The sequence below is a fragment of the Cupriavidus cauae genome, from assembly GCF_026210475.1.
GTDB lineage: Bacteria > Pseudomonadota > Gammaproteobacteria > Burkholderiales > Burkholderiaceae > Cupriavidus > Cupriavidus cauae.
This window is the reverse complement of the sequence record NZ_CP080294.1, coordinates 1,234,132-1,252,146: the sequence shown is the minus strand read 5'-3', so window position 1 is coordinate 1,252,146 and position 18,015 is coordinate 1,234,132. Positions and strand designations below refer to the sequence as shown.

Annotated in this window: 13 protein-coding genes; 7 read left to right on the top strand and 6 right to left on the bottom strand. The window is 69.5% G+C overall.

From position 1 onward, the window contains the following. Positions 1-39: 39 nt before the first annotated feature. Both KZ686_RS20890 and KZ686_RS20885 read right to left on the bottom strand, forming a co-directional pair. Positions 40-1,212, bottom strand: a complete 1,173-nt coding sequence (locus tag KZ686_RS20890) for a cytochrome c oxidase subunit II (RefSeq protein ID WP_265633555.1) — start codon at positions 1,210-1,212, stop codon at positions 40-42. 285 nt (positions 1,213-1,497) lie between these two features. After that, a complete protein-coding gene (locus KZ686_RS20885) occupies positions 1,498-2,001 on the bottom strand; it encodes a sodium/proton-translocating pyrophosphatase (protein ID WP_149318428.1) in 504 nt (167 codons plus the stop codon). 193 nt (positions 2,002-2,194) lie between these two features. Here KZ686_RS20885 and KZ686_RS20880 point away from each other — a divergent pair, with 193 nt between their 5' ends. Then, positions 2,195-2,377: a hypothetical protein gene (locus tag KZ686_RS20880; protein ID WP_006578697.1), complete on the top strand. Its 183-nt coding sequence runs from the start codon at positions 2,195-2,197 to the stop codon at positions 2,375-2,377. 88 nt (positions 2,378-2,465) lie between these two features. Beyond that, positions 2,466-2,678: a hypothetical protein gene (locus tag KZ686_RS20875; protein ID WP_149318429.1), complete on the top strand. Its 213-nt coding sequence runs from the start codon at positions 2,466-2,468 to the stop codon at positions 2,676-2,678. A 78-nt stretch (positions 2,679-2,756) separates the two neighbouring features. Here KZ686_RS20875 and KZ686_RS20870 read toward each other — a convergent pair whose 3' ends face one another. Beyond that, entirely contained in the window at positions 2,757-2,942 is a 186-nt protein-coding gene (locus KZ686_RS20870; RefSeq protein WP_149318430.1) for a rubredoxin, read from the bottom strand. A gap of 180 nt (positions 2,943-3,122) precedes the next feature. On the opposite strand from KZ686_RS20870, the gene KZ686_RS20865 reads away from it, so the two are divergent. After that, positions 3,123-4,403 carry a cytochrome P450 gene (locus KZ686_RS20865; RefSeq protein ID WP_265633554.1) on the top strand — a complete coding sequence of 427 codons (1,281 nt, stop codon included), beginning with the start codon at positions 3,123-3,125 and terminating at the stop codon, positions 4,401-4,403. Here the strand turns inward: KZ686_RS20865 and KZ686_RS20860 are convergent. Next, complete coding sequence (locus tag KZ686_RS20860) at positions 4,387-8,478, bottom strand: DUF748 domain-containing protein (protein WP_265633553.1); 4,092 nt, start codon at positions 8,476-8,478, stop codon at positions 4,387-4,389. The two genes, KZ686_RS20865 and KZ686_RS20860, sit on opposite strands and share 17 nt — an antisense overlap. Before the next feature lie 370 nt (positions 8,479-8,848). Between KZ686_RS20860 and KZ686_RS20855 the strand changes: the two genes are divergently transcribed. Beyond that, positions 8,849-10,162 (top strand): MFS transporter, encoded by a 1,314-nt coding sequence (locus KZ686_RS20855; protein WP_265633552.1) that lies wholly within the window; start codon positions 8,849-8,851, stop codon positions 10,160-10,162. A 168-nt stretch (positions 10,163-10,330) separates the two neighbouring features. Here the strand turns inward: KZ686_RS20855 and KZ686_RS20850 are convergent, their stop codons facing one another. Further along, a complete protein-coding gene (locus KZ686_RS20850) occupies positions 10,331-11,479 on the bottom strand; it encodes an extracellular catalytic domain type 1 short-chain-length polyhydroxyalkanoate depolymerase (protein WP_226106760.1) in 1,149 nt (382 codons plus the stop codon). Between the two features lie 227 nt (positions 11,480-11,706). Here KZ686_RS20850 and KZ686_RS20845 point away from each other — a divergent pair, with 227 nt between their 5' ends. The 3 genes from KZ686_RS20845 (at position 11,707) to KZ686_RS20835 (ending at position 16,138) form a co-directional block, all read left to right on the top strand. Continuing rightward, positions 11,707-12,231 carry a hypothetical protein gene (locus KZ686_RS20845; RefSeq protein WP_265633550.1) on the top strand — a complete coding sequence of 175 codons (525 nt, stop codon included), beginning with the start codon at positions 11,707-11,709 and terminating at the stop codon, positions 12,229-12,231. A 185-nt stretch (positions 12,232-12,416) separates the two neighbouring features. Continuing rightward, the gene (locus KZ686_RS20840) at positions 12,417-15,101 is read left to right on the top strand and encodes an ATP-binding protein (protein ID WP_265633549.1); all 2,685 of its coding nucleotides are present in this window, start codon (positions 12,417-12,419) and stop codon (positions 15,099-15,101) included. 365 nt (positions 15,102-15,466) lie between these two features. Next, positions 15,467-16,138 (top strand): response regulator transcription factor, encoded by a 672-nt coding sequence (locus KZ686_RS20835; protein ID WP_149318436.1) that lies wholly within the window; start codon positions 15,467-15,469, stop codon positions 16,136-16,138. A gap of 55 nt (positions 16,139-16,193) precedes the next feature. On the opposite strand, the gene KZ686_RS20830 is transcribed toward KZ686_RS20835, so the two are convergent. Continuing rightward, positions 16,194-17,714 (bottom strand): alanine/glycine:cation symporter family protein, encoded by a 1,521-nt coding sequence (locus tag KZ686_RS20830; protein ID WP_149318437.1) that lies wholly within the window; start codon positions 17,712-17,714, stop codon positions 16,194-16,196. Positions 17,715-18,015: the final 301 nt, after the last annotated feature.

Genomic DNA, 18,015 nt, shown 5'->3' with positions numbered 1-18,015 from the left:
TCGGCTGCGGGTTCCGCGGCGCAACGCCCGGGCTTTTCGCTACTTCCCGGCCGCCTCGCGCGGCGGCCCCGCGGTGGACCGGATGAAGGCAATCAGCGCGTTGACCTCGTCGTCGCTGAGCGGCATCTTCGGCATGATCGGCGCGAAGCCCTTGACCACGCGCTGCTGCGGCTCGCGAATCTCGGTGCGCAGATAGTCGTCGTCGACCTTGGCGCTGCCGCCGTCGGTGAACGTCGACGTATGTCCGTACAGGCCCTTCCAGGTCGGCCCGACGCTGGGCGAACCGTCCACGCTGTGGCACGCGACGCAGCCCTTGCTCTGCGCCAGCGCCCTGCCCTGTTCGGCGAGATCGGTCGCCGCCGGGCCGGGGCCGCGTGTGCCGCTCGGCTGGGTGGAAACCGTGGCCGCCGCGGCAGGCTGCCCCGCGCGCATCGCGACGAAGGTCTGCTGCTTCTGCAGCCAGGCGGTGAAGGCGGCGGGCTCGTCGACCACGACCTTGCCGCGCATGTTGTGATGGCCGACGCCGCATAGCTGCGCGCACAGCACGTCGAAGGTGCCGGCGCGCGTCGGCGTGAACCAGAACGAGGTCACCATGCCGGGCACCATGTTCATGCGGGCGCGGAATTCCGGCACATAGAAGTCGTGCAGCACGTCCTTGGAGCGCGCCAGGATCTTGACGGGCCGCCCCAGCGGCAAATGCAGCTCGGGGCCGGCAACGATGATGTCGTCCTGCCCGTTGGGGTCGTCGGGGTTGAGCCCGAGCGGATTGCCCGGGCCGACGAAGCGCGGATCGGTGGTGCCGAACTGCCCGCCCGCGCCGGGGAAGCGAAAGCCCCACGACCATTGCTGGCCGACCACCTCGACCAGCATCGCGTCGCGCGGTGGGCGCACGTAGTCGGCATAGACGAACAGGCCCGGCGCCAGCAGCGCCATGATGCCCAGCGTGGTGCCGCCGATCAGCCAGAGTTCGAGCTTGTGATTGACCGGCTGGTAGGCCGCCTGGCTGCCTTCGCGATGGCGATAGCGCCAGACCATGTAGCCGACGAACAGGTTGATGCCGATGAAGAAGGCGCCGGTGATGACGATCGTGATGGTGAGCGTGTCGTCCATCTGCTTCCAGTTGGACGCGAGCGGCGTCGCCCACCACGGGCTCAGGAAGTGGAAGAGCACCGAAGCGACAACCATGACCACGAGTGCGATGGCGAGCGCCATGTCGACCCCTCCTTCTGTGCCGCCGGCACGAGGGCTGCCCAAGTCACGCAGCTAGGATAAGACTAGTGCATCCGATCCGGTCGATTCAAGGCGATGCGGCGCGCGAGCCGTGCCGCATCGCACAAGCCACGCACAAGCACGTACAAGCACGCACGAGCGACGCAAGGCCAACGCACAGGCCACGCACCGGCGACGCACGAGCAGGGCCCGACCCGGCCACAGCTGCCCATAAAAAAAACGGCGGCCGGAGCCAAACCCCGACCGCCGCGCATTCGCCGTCGCGCCTCAGTGCGTGACGTCCTTGCTTTCCAGCTTCCAGTACGCCGCTGCCGCGCACATGCCGAACACGATGTTGCCGAACAGCGTGTGCCAGCCGCGCGCATCGGCAAACCACGGGAAGAAGCGAGTCATGCCGTAGAAGTTGATCACGTAGATCACCAGGCCGAACACCGCGCCGACCAGCAGCGCCATGCCGAGGCTGGAATCGAGCTGGAACGGCGCCATGATTGCCGCCAGGATCATGCCCAGCACGGCGCCCAGCACGAAGTGGATCACCAGGGCCGCGGTGACCGTGGCCACGCTGAACATGCCGCTCTGCAGCACGTCGGGGCCCATCACGATGGCCGCGATCATCCGCGTGGTGGGCCACGGATTGGTGCCCGCGATCATGGTCGACCAGAACAGCTCGAGCACCAGCAGCAGCGCGCCGGCGGCCAGGCCGGACACCGCGGCCGCGCTCCAGTCCGGCACGCGGCGCACGTAGTGGTGCGAATGCATGTGAAGTTCCATTGCCACCTCCGTATGCTGTGACGAGACCGGGTCCCGTTCATTTGCACAGCATAGGACACGCGGCGGCCATCGGCGGGAAGGCGCGCAGCCTTCGGGTCAACCCCGAGCGGCAAAGAGCTTGGATAGTGCGCCCCGCTGCCTATACTGCAGGCATAACAGCATTCCCCACAGAGAGAGAGGAAAGGAGACCGCCATGCCGACCCTGGACATGCACGACCTCGTGTTCCTGATTCCGATGGCGCTGGTTGGGATTATCGTGATGGGCATGGTGCCCGTTGCAGCGCGGCCACTGCAGATCAGTTGCCGCACGCTCGGCGCAATCGCCGGCGCGCTGCTGGGCCTGGCCGTACTCGAAGCGATCCCGCTGCTGATCTGAGCGGACCAGCTGGCCACGGGTCCGAGCCGGTCCACCGCCGACTCGGCACTTGCCGGTGCGATGCATCGCGACCGGCAGGGAGGCTGACATGTCCCTGTTCTGGATCGCCATCCTGCTCGTTGCCGCGCTGACCTTGACGGTCGGACGCGCGCTGTGGCGCAGCATGCGGCCCGCGCGGATGCGCTGGCGCCGCTGCCGGCAGATGCGGCGGCGCGCCATGCCGACGCCGCGCAATCGGCCACATAGCCGGCCGCACGCGAACGCGCATGGGCGGCTGCACCGCGGCCTGCACCACGGCTGACCAAGCGCCTTGCGGCGCATCATTGGAGCGCGAGCCGAACGCGCGAGTCCCGCACGCGTCGATGAACGACGCGCTGCGTCAGATCTCGATCATCGCGAAATCGGCCTTCGCCACATCGCATTCCGGGCAGCGCCAATCCTCGGGAATCTCTTCCCAGCGCGTGCCGGGCGCGATGCCATCATCCGGCCAGCCCTGCTCCTCGTCGTAGACCCAACCGCAAATCAGACACACCCAGGTCTTGTAGGCGACGGTTTCCTGCTGCAAAACAAGCTCCTTTATTCAATCCGGAGCGAATCATACGCGTTTTTGCTGCGGCGCCACGATCCCGGGCCCGGTCGGATGCGCCGCGAACGGCGCTGCGCCCGACCTGGTGCCGCGAGCGCGCCGCGCTGGCATGCAGGTTGCAGCGGATCGGCGATCAAGCCTCCGATCCGAGCATTGCCGATGCCCGCCATTCCACGCGACACGCCCGGGGACCATAGCCTGGCCTTGCTGGCCGACCCCTATCGCTTCATCGCCAAACGCTGCCGCGCCCTGCAATCCGATGTCTTCGAAACCCGCGTGCTGCTGCGCCGCACGCTGTGCATGACCGGGCCCGAGGCGGCGGCGCTGTTCTACGATCCGCAGCGGTTCCAGCGTGGCGGTGCCGCGCCCGAGCCGTTGCGCGCGACGCTGTTCGGCAAGGGCGGCGTGCAGACGCTCGACGGCGACGCGCACCGGATGCGCAAGGCCCTGTTCATGCATGCGACCGCGCCCGAGCGCATCGCCTCGTTGTGCGACGCGGTCGCGCAGCAATGGCTGCTGTCTGCCCGGTCGTGGTCGGATGGCCAGCCGGTGGCGCTGTACGACGCGCTGCATCCGCTGCTGACCCGGGCCGTATGCAGCTGGGCCAGCGTGCCGCTGCGCGAGCATGAGGTCGAGCCGAGTTGCCGGCAGCTGACTGCGCTGTTCGATCAGGCGGCCGCGCCGGGGCTGGGGCATTTCCGCTCGCGGCGCGCGCGCGACCGGGTCGAGGCCTGGCTGTCGCGGCTGATCGATCAGGCGCGCGCGGGGCAGTTCGAGCTTCTCGAGCACACGCCGATGCATACGGTGGCGTGGCACCACGATGCGGATGGCCAGCTGTTGCCGCCGCGCATCGCCGCCGTGGAACTGGCGAACCTGCTGCGGCCGACCGTGGCGGTCTCGGTCTTCATCGTGTTCGTCGCGCACGCGCTGCACCTGCATCCGGCATGCCGGGAACGTTTGCAGCAAGGCGACCCGGCTTATCTCGATGCCTTCGTGCAGGAGGTGCGCCGCTGGTATCCGTTCTTTCCGGCGGTGGTGGCGCGCGTGCGCGAGGACTTCGAATGGAAGGGTTACCGCTTTCCGCGCGGGCGGCGCGTGATGCTGGACCTGTACGGCACCAACCGCGATCCGCGCAGCTGGGACGAGCCCGAGGCCTTCGCGCCCGAACGGTTCCTGGCCCGCGCGCCCCCGCCGTTCGGCTTCATCCCGCAGGGCGGCGCGCAGGCCGCCGATCATCATCGCTGTCCCGGCGAAGGGATCACCGTGGCGCTGATGAAGCAGGCGGTCCTGTTCCTGCTGCGCGGGCTGCGCTACAGCGTGCCGGAGCAGGACCTGACGCTCGACTTCGCCCGCCTGCCGGCGCTGCCGCGCGACCGCATGGTGATTCGCGACGTGCGGCTGGTACACCGGCGCGCCGGCGCCACTACTGCCGGATCGTGAAGTCGACGCGGTTCGGCGAGCCCTTGTCCTTGATGCCCTCGGTATCGAGCTTCGGCGCGGTCAGAAACAGGCGCGCTTCGGGCACCTTGCCCTCGCGCTCCAGCGCCTGCTTGACTGCCAGCGCGCGGCGCTCGGCCAACTGGCGCAGGCCTCCATCGGTCACCGGCGCGTTCTGCAGCAGCAGCGCCTCCATCTCGGCGGTCGGCAGCGACTTGGCCATGCCGATCAGGTTGCGCGGCTTCTTGATCGACGAGCGCCGGTAGACCGCCTCCAGATACTTCGGATACTCCTGCGGGCTGACCGTGACCTTGGCGCCCTGCTCGTCGTCCTCGTCGTCGGTCGCGCGCTGCTCGCGCGCGGACTGCCGCAGTTCGCGCACCTTCTGCTCGGCGACCTGTTCGTCGAGCCAGGCGCGGCGCGCGCCGGCGGCGTCGGTGGCCGGGTCGATGCGGCCGGTGATCTCCAGCCGCAGGCCCGGCCGATCGTTCAGCGCCTTGCCCAGCGTCTCGACCTTCTTGCGCCCCGCGTCGGTCAGGTTCGCCGAACCGGGGGCAAACTCGACGTAGCCCAGCTCGTCGCCGCCACCGAAGGCCGAGGCGATCAGCGAAAACGGCGAGGTGATGGCCTTGGTCAGCAGATTGACGATCACGCGCACGATCACGCCGCCGATGCTGAACTCGGGGTCCGACAGCGAGCCCGATACCGGCAGGTTGACGTCGATCACGCCATTGCGGTCCTTCAGCAGCGACACCGCCAGCAGCACCGGCAGCTTGGTCGCGGTGGGGCTGTCGACCTTGTCGCCGAACGTCAGCTGGTCCAGGAACAGGTGGTTGCTGGCGTTCAGATGGCCGTTCTCGATCTTGTAGGCAACATCGACCGTCATCTTGCCCTTGGTGATCGGATAGCCGGCGTACTTGGTCGCATACGGCGTCAGGCGCGTCAGCTCGACGCCTGCCGCCTTGGCCGCGATATCGAGATAGAGCTGCTCGCCGAGCGGGTTCAGCTTGCCGCTGATCGTCACCGGGGCATCGTCGTCGAGCCGGCCCTCGAGCACCAGGTCGGCGGGCGCCGGATCGCCGGTCGACACCTTCGAGATCGAGCCGTGCATGCCGGTCAGGTTGGCCGTGTAGTTCGGCTTGACGAAGAAGTCGGAGAAGTTGATGTTGCCCTTGTCGATCTTGATGCCGCCGATACGGATCTGCGGACCGGCCGCGGTGCCCTTGGTGGAGCCCGCCGCCGGCGCGGAGGGGCTGGCGGCCACCGTCGCCGACGCGGACGCAGCCTCGGGCGCGCTCGCCGGTGCCGGCGCGGTATTGGCCTGCGTCAGGCTGGTGGTCGGCGCCGGCTGGCCCTGCTGCGCGCCGCCCGATACCACGTCCTGCAGATTCAGCCGGCCGTTCGCGTTCAGGATCACGCGCGCATAGAAGTCGTTCAGCGCGATCTGGCCCAGCGCCAGCCGCAACGGCCCCTTGCTGTCGTCCATCTGGAAGTCGATGCCGCTCAGGCCCAGCGAGCGCCAGCGGATGAAGTCCTCGCCGTTCAGGCGATCGACCGTGCGCACATTGCTCAGCTGCGCGGTGCCGGCGAAGGTTGCGGCGAGCGGCTTGCCGGTGGGCACCGCGACGGAGAGCCGGCCATTGACGGTGGCATTGCCGGCCCGCAGCGCCGCGTTGAAGCGGTCGGCCAGATAGGGCTGGAACGGCGTCAGGTCCCACTGCCGCGCATCGACGCGCATCTGCAGCGCCGGCTGCGTCGGCTGCACGGTACCGTCGAGCGAGAGCACGCCGCGGCGGCCCGATTCGGCCTTGGCCTTCAGCGCGATCGGCGTGGCGGCCAGCGGCCAGCGGACGGCGCCGGTCTTGACGTCGATCCCGCGCAGCTGGTGGACCACCGGGCGGTTGCCGTTGGCGGCGGCCGGCTGGTAGTCGGTCAGGCGCAGCTTGCCGCCCTCGATCGCCACGCTGCCCACCTCGACCTGCCACGGTTTGGCGGGCGCCGTGGCGGCGTTCGACCGCGGCGCGGGGGCCGCGGATCGGGACGTGGATTGGGACGTGGATTGGGTCGCGGGTTGGGCCCCCTTCGCACTGGCGGCACGCGACTGCGCCACCCAGATGCGGGACGCCTCGACGAACTCGCCGCGATGATCGCGCACCGCCGCGAATTGCGGGTTGCTCAGGCCGATCTGCGCCACCTGCAGGGACTGCGCGGCCAGATCGAAACGCAGGCCGTCCAGCGTCAGCTTGTCGGCGCTGAGCAGCGGCAGCTTGTCGCCAACCAGATCGCCGCGCTGGCGCGCGCGTTGCTCGCGCCGCTTCGCCACGGCATCGTCGGACGGCGCGGCGGCCCGCGGCGCGGCGGCCGGATCGCGCAGCGCGACATGGACGCCACTCATGGCCACGCGCGAATTGTCCAGCGACAGCGCGAAGGCCGGCGCGGCCCACGACATCTTGTAGTTCAGCTCGGCATCGAGCGCGGACTGGCCCAGCTGGATGCGCAATTCACCGGGGAACCAGGCGGCGAAGGTCTGCGGCCGCAGTCCGCTGGTGCGCAGCGTGCCGGCCAGCGTGGCGTCCCTGAGCGAGAGCGCGCCCTGGTGCGCGATGGTCTGGCCGTCGGCGACCACCAGCGTGGCGTCGAGCCTGGCCGGCTTGTCGCTGTCGCCGGACAGGCCGTCGACCTGCACGTCGATCGGACCGAGCGCCAGCGTGCCGGGGCCGGAGAACGCCGCCTCGTCGCGCAGCGCCACGCGGGCCTGCTTCAGCGCGACGCGGTCGATGGTGTAGCGCCAGGGCTTGGCATCGCTGGCCGGCTGTCGTGCCACGGGCGCGGAAGCGGCCGGTGCCGACGCGGAGGCGAGCGGGGCCGAAGCGGCCGGTGTGGAGGCGGAAGCGAGCGGAGCCGGGACCGAGGTCGAGGTCGAGGCCGATGTCGAAGCAGAGCTTGAAGCGGAGGCGGCCGCCGGCGCAGAAGCGGAGGCCGACGACGAGGCCGCGGGCGCGGCCGCCTTCGCGGGCGTCGCCGCGCGCGGCAGGAAGGCGGTGGCGAGATCGAGCGTGCCATCGGCGCGCCGCAGCGCGCGCAGGTCGAGCCCGTCCAGCGTCACGCCGCGCAGATGGATCAGGTTGTCGGCCGGCGCCAGCCGCGCGATATCGACCGTCAGCTTGCCGGCCTGCAGCAGCGGCGCGCCGTCGCGCTTGCGGATATCGGCCTCGCGCAGCGTGGCGGTGCCCGAGACGTCGATCTGCTGCTGGTCCTGCTGCTGGCGAAAACCCACCACCAGCCGCGTGTCGAGCTTGCCGGCCTTGACTTCGGCGTCGGTCAGCCGCGGCGCGAACGGCATGAAGCGGACCAGATCGAGGCCATCCAGATCGAGGTTCAGCTTCGCCTCGCGCGCATCGGCGAACGGCAGCATGGTGCCGCTGACCGCCAGCGGCGAGCCGTTGATATGGGCGCTGATGGTCGGCTGCGTGACGATATTGACGTCGTGCGGCAGATTCGACAGGAAGGGCAGCGTGACCGTCAGATGGTCGACGCGCTGCGTTTCGCCGAGCATCCTGTCGTCGAAGCGCAGCGAGCTTTCCGTCAGCGCGATGTTGTTGATCGAGAAGCGGGCCGGCTTGCCGTCGTCCGGACTCTTCGGCCTGGCCTCCAGCCGGTCGCGGATGTCGTCGAAGCTCAGCCGCCCATCGGCTTCGCGCACGACATGCACCGCGAGCCGGTCGATATGGACCGCGTCCACCACCGGGGCGAGGCGCCACAGCGAGGCGATCGACGCGTCGATATCGGCCGAGCCCAGCGTCAGCATCGGCGTGGTGCCATCCGGCTCGAAGATCGTGACATCGCCGACCGTCGCGGCCAGCGAGAATGGCCGCACCTGCGCCGCGCCGATCGTCACCTTGCGCCCCAGCGCCTCGCTGGCCTGGCTCGCGGCCAGCGAGCGGATCAGCGGCGGTCCGCCGAAGTAGCCGGCCAGACCGAAGATCGCCACTGCTGCCGCAATGCCGCCCGCCACGCGCAGGCCCGTACGCCGCCGCGGCGTCGCGGTGGCGGCCTGCATGGAAATCTTGAATGCCATGTCGTCCCGAAGAAATTGACCCCCACAGCCGCACGTGCCCGGCGGTTTTCGCCTGCCGTCATCGCGGCCTGGCGCCCTCCCGATGCACGTCCTTGGCTCCAGTTGTGCTCTGGATCCCACTTTTTTGGGCATTATGGTAATGCTTCATGACGGGGCGCGGGGGATTATTGCGAACGGCGCATCGGCGGCCCGGCCTTCGATCTGGTATCGTTTCGCCTTTGCGAAGCGTTCCGTCGCATGCCGAGGCCCACCCGTCCTCTGGCCCTGCCTCTCTCCCGCGCTGTACCCGCCGGCCGTACCCTCACACTTACCCGTGTTAGCGCGCTTCGCATGCGATCTCCTCCATGCGAGTTTTCTGCGAGTTTCCTCAATGTCCACCACCAGCAGTACGGTTGGCGCCAGCGGCGCGTCGCTCGAACGCGCCGCGCGCCCGCTGACCGGCCAGGATTACAAGACCCTGTCCCTCGCCGCCCTCGGCGGCGCCCTCGAGTTCTACGACTTCATCATCTTCGTCTTCTTCGCCACCGTGATCGGGCAGCTGTTCTTCCCGCCCTCGATCCCGGACTGGCTGCGGCAGCTGCAGACCTTCGGCATCTTCGCCGCCGGCTATCTGGCGCGTCCGCTGGGCGGCATCATCATGGCCCACTTCGGCGACCTGCTCGGGCGCAAGAAGATGTTCACGCTGTCGATCCTGTTGATGTCGGTGCCTACGCTGCTGATGGGCATGCTGCCGACCTACCACGCGATCGGCCTGCTGGCGCCGGTCGCGCTGCTGCTGCTGCGCGTGCTGCAGGGCGCGGCGGTCGGCGGCGAGGTGCCGGGCGCCTGGGTCTTCGTCTCGGAACACGTGCCCAGCCGCCACGTCGGCTATGCCTGCGGCACGCTGACCGCGGGGCTGACCGCCGGCATCCTGCTGGGCTCGCTGGTGGCGACCGGCATCAACACGATCTTCACGCCGGAGCAGCTGACCGACTGGGGCTGGCGCGTGCCGTTCCTGCTCGGCGGCGTGTTCGGCATCGCGTCGATGTACCTGCGCCGCTGGCTGCATGAAACGCCGGTATTTGCCGAGCTGCAGCGCAAGAAGGCGCTGGCCGCCGAAATGCCGCTGAAGGCCGTGGTGCGCGATCACCGCGGCGCGGTGGCGGTGTCGATGCTGCTGACGTGGATGCTGTCGGCCGGCATCGTGGTCGTGATCCTGATGACGCCGACCTTCCTGCAGAAGCTCTACGGATTCGACGCACGCACGGCGCTGGTCGCCAACAGCGTGGCGACGCTGTGCCTGTCGATCGGCTGCGTGGTGGCCGGCGCGCTGGCCGACCGCATCGGCGCCCGCCGCACGCTGTTCTTCGGCGGCCTGTTCCTGGCCGTCAGCAGCTATCTGTTCTACACGGTGATCCACCAGCGCCCCGACCTGCTGCTGCCGCTCTATGCGCTGGCCGGCTTCGCGGTGGGCACCATCGGCGCGGTGCCGTTCGTGCTGGTCAACGCGTTCCCGGCGCATGTCCGCTTCTCCGGCCTGTCGTTCTCGTACAACCTGTCGTACGCGATCTTCGGCGGGCTGACGCCGATGGCGGTGACGCTGATGCTGAAGAGCGATCCGCTGGCGCCCGCGCACTATGTCGTCGCGCTGTGCGCGCTGGGCATGGTGACCGCGCTGTTCGCGCGCAAGTCGACCAGGCTGTAAGCGGACCGATGCCGAACCGGGTCGATCCCGGGGCCGATTCCGGGGCCGGTCCGGGGCGCGATTGCGGAGGCCAGTCCGGAGGCCGATCCGGGAGCTGGTCCAACACCGGGCCCCCGGGCGCCCTGCCCCGGCGCCCCGGCACCCCGGCCGCCCGGCCGGTGCCGTGGTTCAGCGCCGATGCTCGCGGAAGAACTCCCACATCAGCATGCTCGCCGCCGGCCCGGTGTCGCTGTGATAGCGATAGGCCGGATCGCCGCCGCTCCACGCATGGCCGAGCCCGGCCACTTCGCATAGCTGCACGAGATCGCGGCGGGAGTAGCCGAAGCGGGATTCGAGGTAGTGGCCGGCGGGCATGCCGGCCGAATCGGCGTTGCCATTGGTGTGGCCATCCGCGTGGCCCTGCTGCTGGCGCGTCGACGCGCCGGCCGCCCGCACCGGCTCACCGCTACGGCGCTCGCCATCGACGCGATCCGGCAGGCGGTTGTAGGCCAGGAACTGCCGCGCCAGCAGCCGCGCATTGACCGGGTGCACCACCTCGTCGTCCATGCCATGCAGGATCAGCGCCGGCATCGGCTTGCCGGCCAGCGCGACGCCGGCCGCATCGAGCAGGGCCGCCGGCTCGGCCCGCGAGCCCTGCTGCATCGCCCGCAAACCCGCCCGCGCCGAATCGGCGGCGCCCACCACCACGCCGGAATGCAGGCCGACCGCGGCGATCCTGTCGGGATAGCGCAAGGCCACCACGGCCGCCATCGCGGCACCGGCGGACAGGCCGGCAAGGTACACCCGATCGGGACACACATCGCGCCGCAAGGCCAGCGCATCGATCAGCGCGGCGATCGCCTGCGCTTCGCGCGCGCCCTCGCTGGCGGCGAGATCGAACCATTGCCAGCAGCGCTGCAACTGCCGCCGCAGCGGCTGTTCGGCATAGGCAACCAGAAAGCCCTCGCGCTCGGCGAGCGCATTCATGCGCGTGCCGGCGGCGAAGTCCTCGGCGGTCTGCCGGCAGCCATGCAGCATCACCACCAGCGGCAGCGGCCCGCGGTGCCGGCGCGACGGCTCGTAAAGCCAGTAGCTCAGCTGCGATACCAGTTCGCCGGGCATTGCCGGCAGCTTCAGGCGCCGCTGCGACCACTGCCCCGGCAGCGGACCGGCAGGCAGCGCGAGCGGCGGCGGCACACGCGTGCGGGCGGTGGGAGCCGTGGCGCCGCGTCCGTGCAAGCGACCGAGCCAGTCGCCAAGGTGACGGGCCGACTGACGCGGCAGCGTGCCGATCTGCCGCCACGGACGCTGCCAATTTCCCATCAAGCTTCTTGCCATGCGCGGTTTGCGGAAGCGCGCGAACGCTCCGGGTTGATTTTTGCTGCGTTGCAGCATAGCACATGGATTTGAACGCATTTCGCTTGCCAATGTAGGACAGTGACTGACAGCACACCGGCAATCGGCTCGCTATGGTTTCGCCATGGCGAACGGGCAGCCCGCCCGCAGCCGCCATTCGAGGCCAACTCGATACCGGTATCTTCATGCGGAACTCGCTTTTGATTTCGTTGCCCCACCCTTGGCGCGCAGCCGCCCTGATCGCCTGCGCATCGTGGCCGGCGGTGGCCCAGCATGGCAACGCCGCCGCCTCGACCACCGCGCCGTCGAGCATGTCGGCACTGGCCCGGTTGCTGGTCGGGGTGGCCGACGGCCGGCCCACCGGCATGAACGGCGTCACGCGGCTGACCGGTTCCGGCAGCAGCACCGATGTGGCGCTGGGCAGCGCCTGCCGCGAGCTGACGCGCTCCGGCCCCATCCTGCTCGATACCGCCACGCGTCTGGACGGCTGCCGCGGCGAAAGCGGCAAGCGCGTGGTCTTCCATCTGAATCTCGTTCGTTTCGATGCCTCGCGCGAGGGCACCGCCGCCTTCATGGCCAGCGCCACGCCGGCTCTGGTGCGCGGCATCTGTCGCAATCCCGATGTACCGGTGCTGGGCCGCCTGGGCATCGCACTGGTGTTTCGCTACACCGGCATCGGCGACCGGCCGGTCGGCGAAATCGCGATCGCGCCCGGCCGCTGCGAACAGGATTGATCGCGGCATCGGATTCGGAGCAACGCGTCCGATAGAACACCGTCCGCGTCGAACTGCGATAGTCGCGGCATGGCGCATTGGCTAGATTCCTCCGCTTCACTGTGTCTGCCCGGAGGTCGCCGCGATGCCAACCCCTCTTGCCAACCGCACGCCGTGCATGGCGGCGACGATGCGCCGGCCGGCCGATGCAGCGCTCTGAGCGTCGGCTGTACGGGTTGATGTCGTGCGGCTGCCTGCTGTGGGCGGCGCTGGTGGCCGCGCAGCTCGGCCGCATCCAGACGCAGCGCGACGATACCGGAGCAGTGCGCGAACGGCTCGCCGACACGCTGACCAGTGCCGAACGGCGCTGGCTGGCCGCCCATCCGGTGGTGCGCTACAGCGCATCGCCGATCGGTGGGCCGATGGCCTTCGTCGGCGCCGGTGGACATGCCGCCGGCATCGCCGTACAGACGCTCGAGCAGGTCGGCCGCATCACCGGCCTGCGTTTCGAACCGGTCTGGCAGCAAGACCCCGGGGCGCGCGAAGCGGCCCTGCGCGACGGCACGGTGCTGCTGGTGCCCGCGGTGACGGCGGACTCGCCGCCGCCCGATGCCGCCGCGATGCGCGAATCGGGACGCCGGGCGCGCCGGTTGCAGCCATCGCTGCCCTATCTGATTACGCCATGGGTCATCACCACCCACGCCGCCAACGGCGCCATCCGGGATGCCGCGGGCCTGGCCGGCATGCGCATCGCCGTGCGCCGCAGCAGCCGCGGCCTGGCGGAGCGCCTCGCACAGGTTCCCAACGCCACCGTCATCCGCACCAGTTCCACGACCGAGGCTTACCGCATGGTCGCGCACGGCCAGGCCGACGCCGCGGTCGACACGCTGACCTGCGCGCACTACATGGTCCGCTACGCCTTCGCGCCATGGCTGCGCGTGGCCGCTCCGCTCGGCCCGCAGCCGGCCGCGATCGGCTTCGGCGTTTCGCCGGCGGCGCCGCAGCTGCGCATGATCCTGAACAAGGCATTGGCCGCGATCCCGCCAGCGCACTGGGACGCGCTGAAGGCCGGCTGGGTGTCGACGGCGCCGATGCCCGCTGCGGTTCCCGCTGCGCTGCCGGCGCACGCGCACGCGCACCACGGACGTCGACCATGGCTGCTGACCTGCTCGCTCGGCACCTTGCTGTGGATGACGGCAATGGGTGCGTGCGCGGTCGCCCTGCATCGCCACGGCCGGCGCATCGCCCGCGCCGCCACCACGCTGCACCGGCGCCTGGCCAACGCACGCCCGGCCACCCGCCGCAGCGCGGCCGGCATGCGGCCGTCCGCGGACGGCGGCCACCGTGGTCCCTCGCCTTGTGTGGGCTCTGCCGTCGGCGCTGCCGTCGGTGCTTCCCCCGGCGCATCGCCCGATGCGGATCGCCTGAGCCTGCTGGCGACGATCTGCCATGAAATCCGGACACCGATGCACGCGGTGATCGGCATCCTCGATCTGCTCAAGCACAAGACCGCGATCCATGGCGAGGCCCGCCACTACATCGACACCGCGCACGACTGCGCCAAGTCGCTGGTCGCGCTGGTCGGCGATCTGCTCGACATGGCGCGGCTGGAGGCGGGCCGAATGGAAATCCGGCCGGAGCCGGTGCAGCTCGATACGCTGCTGCAGCAGTGGGTCCAGGCGTTTCGGCCGCTGGCGGCATCGCGCGGTCTGCGCATCCGCCTGCAGTTGGGCACGCTGCGGGCCCGTCGCCATCGGGCCGACCCGCAGCGGCTGCGGCAGGTGGTCGGCAATCTGCTCAGCAATGCGATCAAGTTCAGCGGCCATGGCGACATCACGGTGAAGCTCGAGAGCGCGGGCGAGGATGTCGATCGGGAAACGGTGCGCATCGTGGTGCGCGACCGCGGCCCCGGCATCGCCGCGGACCAGATGCCCCGGCTGTTCGAGCCGTTCTTCCGGGCCGCGGAAGCGCGCTCGACCAGCGGTACCGGCCTCGGTCTGTCGATCTCGCGCCAGCTCGCCCGCCAGATGGGCGGGGACCTCGAACTGCTCAGCCGGCCGGGCCAGGGCACCACCGCGCTGCTGACCCTGACGCTGGCCGCGGAGGCCTGTGCAGGACGCGCGCTGCGCGGCGACAGCCGTCAGGCCGCTCGCGGCCGGCCGGCGATCGCGCCATTGCGCAAGGGCTATTGCGCGCTGATCGTCGACGACCATCCGGCGGGCCGGATGCTGCTGGCCAGGCAGCTGCGTCATCTGGGGGTGGAGGCAATCGGTACCGGCGATGCCCACGAGGCGCTGGTGCGGTGCGCGGCGCCGGACCCCACCTTCGATCTCGTGATCCTCGACTGCAACATGCCCGGCATGGACGGCTTCACGCTGGCGCGCAAGCTGCGCGCGCAGGAGCGGGCCCTGGCCCGGCCGCGCGTGCCCGTGCTTGGCTACAGCGCCGACGCGCGGCCGCACAACCGCCAGCAAGCCCTGGCAGCCGGCATGGACGATTGCCTGTTCAAGCCGATCGATCTCGACACGCTCGGGCGCGCATTGCAACACTGGCTGGGGGACCCGCCGGGCGGGCGATGCCTTTCGACGCCATTTGCCGCAGCGCCCCACGCGCCGGCCCCCGATGCGGCGGTACGGGCAGCCTTGCTGGCCGGCAACACGGCGGATCTGGCCGCGCTGCGCGTCGCGGTGGCGCGCGCCGACTGGCGGGCGGCCCACGCCATCGCGCACCGTATCAAGGGCGCCGCGCGGATGGTATCGGCCGATGCCGTCGCGGCGGGCTGCGAGGCGCTGGAGGCGGCGTGCCGCGACGGCGATGCCGCCGGCGTGGCGGCCGCGATGGCGCAACTGGTGCCGGCGCTCGCGCGGTGGGCCAGGACGCTGTCGAGCTGAGCGCAGCGGAGCTGACCCCGCCCTGCCGGCGGGATTCAGCCGCACACCCTCGCACCCGATCCCGTTTTGAGACTCGTCTTATCGCTTCGCGCTCCCTTGCCCACTAATCTGGCGGGGCATTGCAGCGCTTTCCGACTATTTCCCGTTTTTGGTCTGAGGGTGGGCATGTGCGCTGTCGCTGTGCCGGGCGGTAGTGTCGTCCTGTCCGTACCTCCATCGTGTCATGGGGCCGCCCGATACAGATGTCACGCGCTTTGCGCCGCACGGCATTTGCCGCGCGGCGCTTCTTTTCCGATGGACCGCACGCCCCTGGCACCAGCCGCGCTCTGCGATGGGGCTCGGCACGCGGGCGCAGGAGCAATGGCATGGCACTGAACATCGTCGTCGCGGACGACCACCCCGCGATCTCCCTGGCGATCCGCAGCGTCCTCCAAGGGCACGCCGGCTGGCAGGTCTGCGCTGACGTGACGACGCCCGAGGCACTGTTTCGCGCCATCGCTACGTGTACGCCCGACGTCGTGGTCACCGACTACCATATGCCGGGCGGCCAGGCCAAGGATGGATTGCGGATGCTCGGGCAGATGCGACGGCAGCATCCGCAGATGCGCGTGGTGGTGCTGACGATGATGACCAACCCGCTGATCCTGCGCGCCATCGCCGAGGTGCCGGTGCAGGGCATCCTGCTGAAGGATTCACCGCTCGACGAGCTCGTCCACACCCTGGTCCAGGTCGAGCGCGGCCAGACCTATATCGGCAAATCGGCGGCGCGCATCCTGGCGGAATCGAGTTCGCGCTACCCCTGTCCGGAGGAACGGGCCGGCATCGGCAGCCTGTCGGTGCGGGAAACGGAGGTGCTGCGGCTCTATCTGAGCGGCAAGTCGGTGACACAGATCGCCACGGCCTTGAGCCGCAGCGTCAAGACCATCAGCCGGCAGAAGAACTGCGCGATGCAGAAGCTGGGGGCCAGCAACGACAGGGAACTGTTCGACTTTGCCGCCCGCCAGGATTTGATGCTGCCGCAGCCGTCGGCGGGCTAGCCGACGGCGTACGGTCCGGCACGCACGACTTGTTCGTGCGCCCTTGGTCGTTCCCTTATTCGGCGGAGCGCGGTGCCGCGATGACCGGCGAGACGGCGGGCTCGCCGCCGTCCTGATCGTCGCCCGGGCGGCGCTGCTTGACGCCGGCCGCACGCTGCTCCCAGAAGACCGCGTTATCGATCCCCAGCGGACCCGGCACGAAATTCGGGTCGAGGCCCTGCCGCTTCTGCGCCTCGTAGTCGCGCAGCGCCTTCAGCGCGGGCTTCTGCAGGATCACGATCGCCACGATGTTGAGCCACGCCATCAGGCCCACGCCGATATCGCCCAGCGCCCAGGCCAGCGTCGCGGTGCGCACGCAGCCGTACAGCGTGGCGGCCAGGATCGCGATCTTCAGCAGGAACACCATCCACGGGCGGTGGATCTTGCGGTTGATATACGCGACGTTGGTCTCGGCGATGTAGTAGTAGGCGACGATGGTCGTGAACGCGAAGAAGAACAGCGCGATCGCGACGAAGGCGGCGCCAAAGCCCGGCAGCACGCTTTCGACCGCATGCTGCGTGAAGCCCGGTCCCGCTTCCACGCCGGCCAGGCCGGTGTGCAGCGCTTCCTTGGCGGGACCGACCACGTTGTAGGCGCCGGTGATCAGGATCATGAAGGCCGTCGCCGAGCAGACGAACAGCGTGTCGACATAGATCGAGAACGCCTGCACCAGGCCCTGCTTGGCCGGATGCGAGACTTCGGCGGCCGCCGAGGGATGGGGGCCGGTACCCTGGCCGGCTTCGTTCGAGTAGACGCCGCGCTTGACGCCCCACTGGATCGCCAGGCCGAGCACCGCGCCGAAGGCCGACTCCAGGCCGAAGGCGCTACGCAGGATCAGGCTCATGACCTCGGGCAGCTTGCCGACGTTGAGCGCGACGATCACGCAGGCCACCAGGATGTAGCCCAGCGCCATGAACGGCACCACGATCTCGGCGAACCTGGCGATGCGCTTGACGCCGCCGAAGATGATCAGGCCGAGCAGAATGACCAGCACCGCGCCGGTCACCGCCGGATCGATGCCGAATGAATTGGTCATGCCGGCCGCGATGCTGTTCGACTGCACGCCGGGCATCAGCACGCCGCAGGCAAGGATCGTCGCCAGCGCGAAGATCCAGGCGTACCACTTGGTGCCCAGCCCTTTCTCGATGTAGTACGCCGGGCCGCCGCGATACTGGCCGTCGACCTCTTCCTTGTAGATCTGCGCCAGCGTCGATTCCACGAACGCCGTGCTGGCGCCGAGGAAGGCCATCACCCACATCCAGAACACCGCGCCGGGACCGCCGAAGGTAATGGCGGTTGCCACGCCAGCGATATTGCCGGTGCCGACCCGTCCCGACAGCGACATCGCGAGGGCCTGGAAGGAGCTGACACCCTGTGCCGAGGACTTGCCGTCCAGCATCAGGCGGATCATGCCGAAGAAGTGCCGCACCTGGGCAAATCGAGTGCGAATGGAGAAATACAGGCCGACGCCCAGGCACAGGTAGATCAGTGCCGAGCTCCAGATGATGCCGTTGACGGCATCGACGATTTCGTTCATGGCGAATCTCCGAGTCGGGTTCGGGCGAGATGGTGCCCGTCAGTCGGCGGTCGAGGCGCCCCGGGGTCGAGGCAAAACCGCCCCCCTGGAAAAAGGCGTAACCATACCGCAACCGCTCGTTGTCACCCCACCTAGGGAGAACCCGAATTCGTCGTCCGAAACGGCCTCTGGCGCGTTGTGGGATGCAGGATCGTGCACCACGAGCGGGCATGATCGGCGGGGTCGCAAGCGCCTCAAATGTGTCGCCGGGAAACAAAAGTCGGCACTGACAGGCGGTTTTTACGTCACCGAACCACAAGTT

Bases quoted from the DNA above. Each gene is read 5' to 3' on its own strand.
- KZ686_RS20865 (WP_265633554.1), top strand. From the start codon at position 3,123: ATGCCCGCCATTCCACGCGACACGCCCGGGGACCATAGCCTGGCCTTG.
- KZ686_RS20885 (WP_149318428.1), bottom strand. From the start codon at position 2,001: ATGGAACTTCACATGCATTCGCACCACTACGTGCGCCGCGTGCCGGAC.
- KZ686_RS20880 (WP_006578697.1), top strand. From the start codon at position 2,195: ATGCCGACCCTGGACATGCACGACCTCGTGTTCCTGATTCCGATGGCG.
- KZ686_RS20860 (WP_265633553.1), bottom strand. From the start codon at position 8,478: ATGGCATTCAAGATTTCCATGCAGGCCGCCACCGCGACGCCGCGGCGG.
- KZ686_RS20830 (WP_149318437.1), bottom strand. From the start codon at position 17,714: ATGAACGAAATCGTCGATGCCGTCAACGGCATCATCTGGAGCTCGGCA.
- KZ686_RS20840 (WP_265633549.1), top strand. From the start codon at position 12,417: ATGCAGCGCTCTGAGCGTCGGCTGTACGGGTTGATGTCGTGCGGCTGC.
- KZ686_RS20890 (WP_265633555.1), bottom strand. From the start codon at position 1,212: ATGGCGCTCGCCATCGCACTCGTGGTCATGGTTGTCGCTTCGGTGCTC.
- KZ686_RS20850 (WP_226106760.1), bottom strand. From the start codon at position 11,479: ATGGCAAGAAGCTTGATGGGAAATTGGCAGCGTCCGTGGCGGCAGATC.
- KZ686_RS20855 (WP_265633552.1), top strand. From the start codon at position 8,849: ATGTCCACCACCAGCAGTACGGTTGGCGCCAGCGGCGCGTCGCTCGAA.
- KZ686_RS20875 (WP_149318429.1), top strand. From the start codon at position 2,466: ATGTCCCTGTTCTGGATCGCCATCCTGCTCGTTGCCGCGCTGACCTTG.
- KZ686_RS20835 (WP_149318436.1), top strand. From the start codon at position 15,467: ATGGCACTGAACATCGTCGTCGCGGACGACCACCCCGCGATCTCCCTG.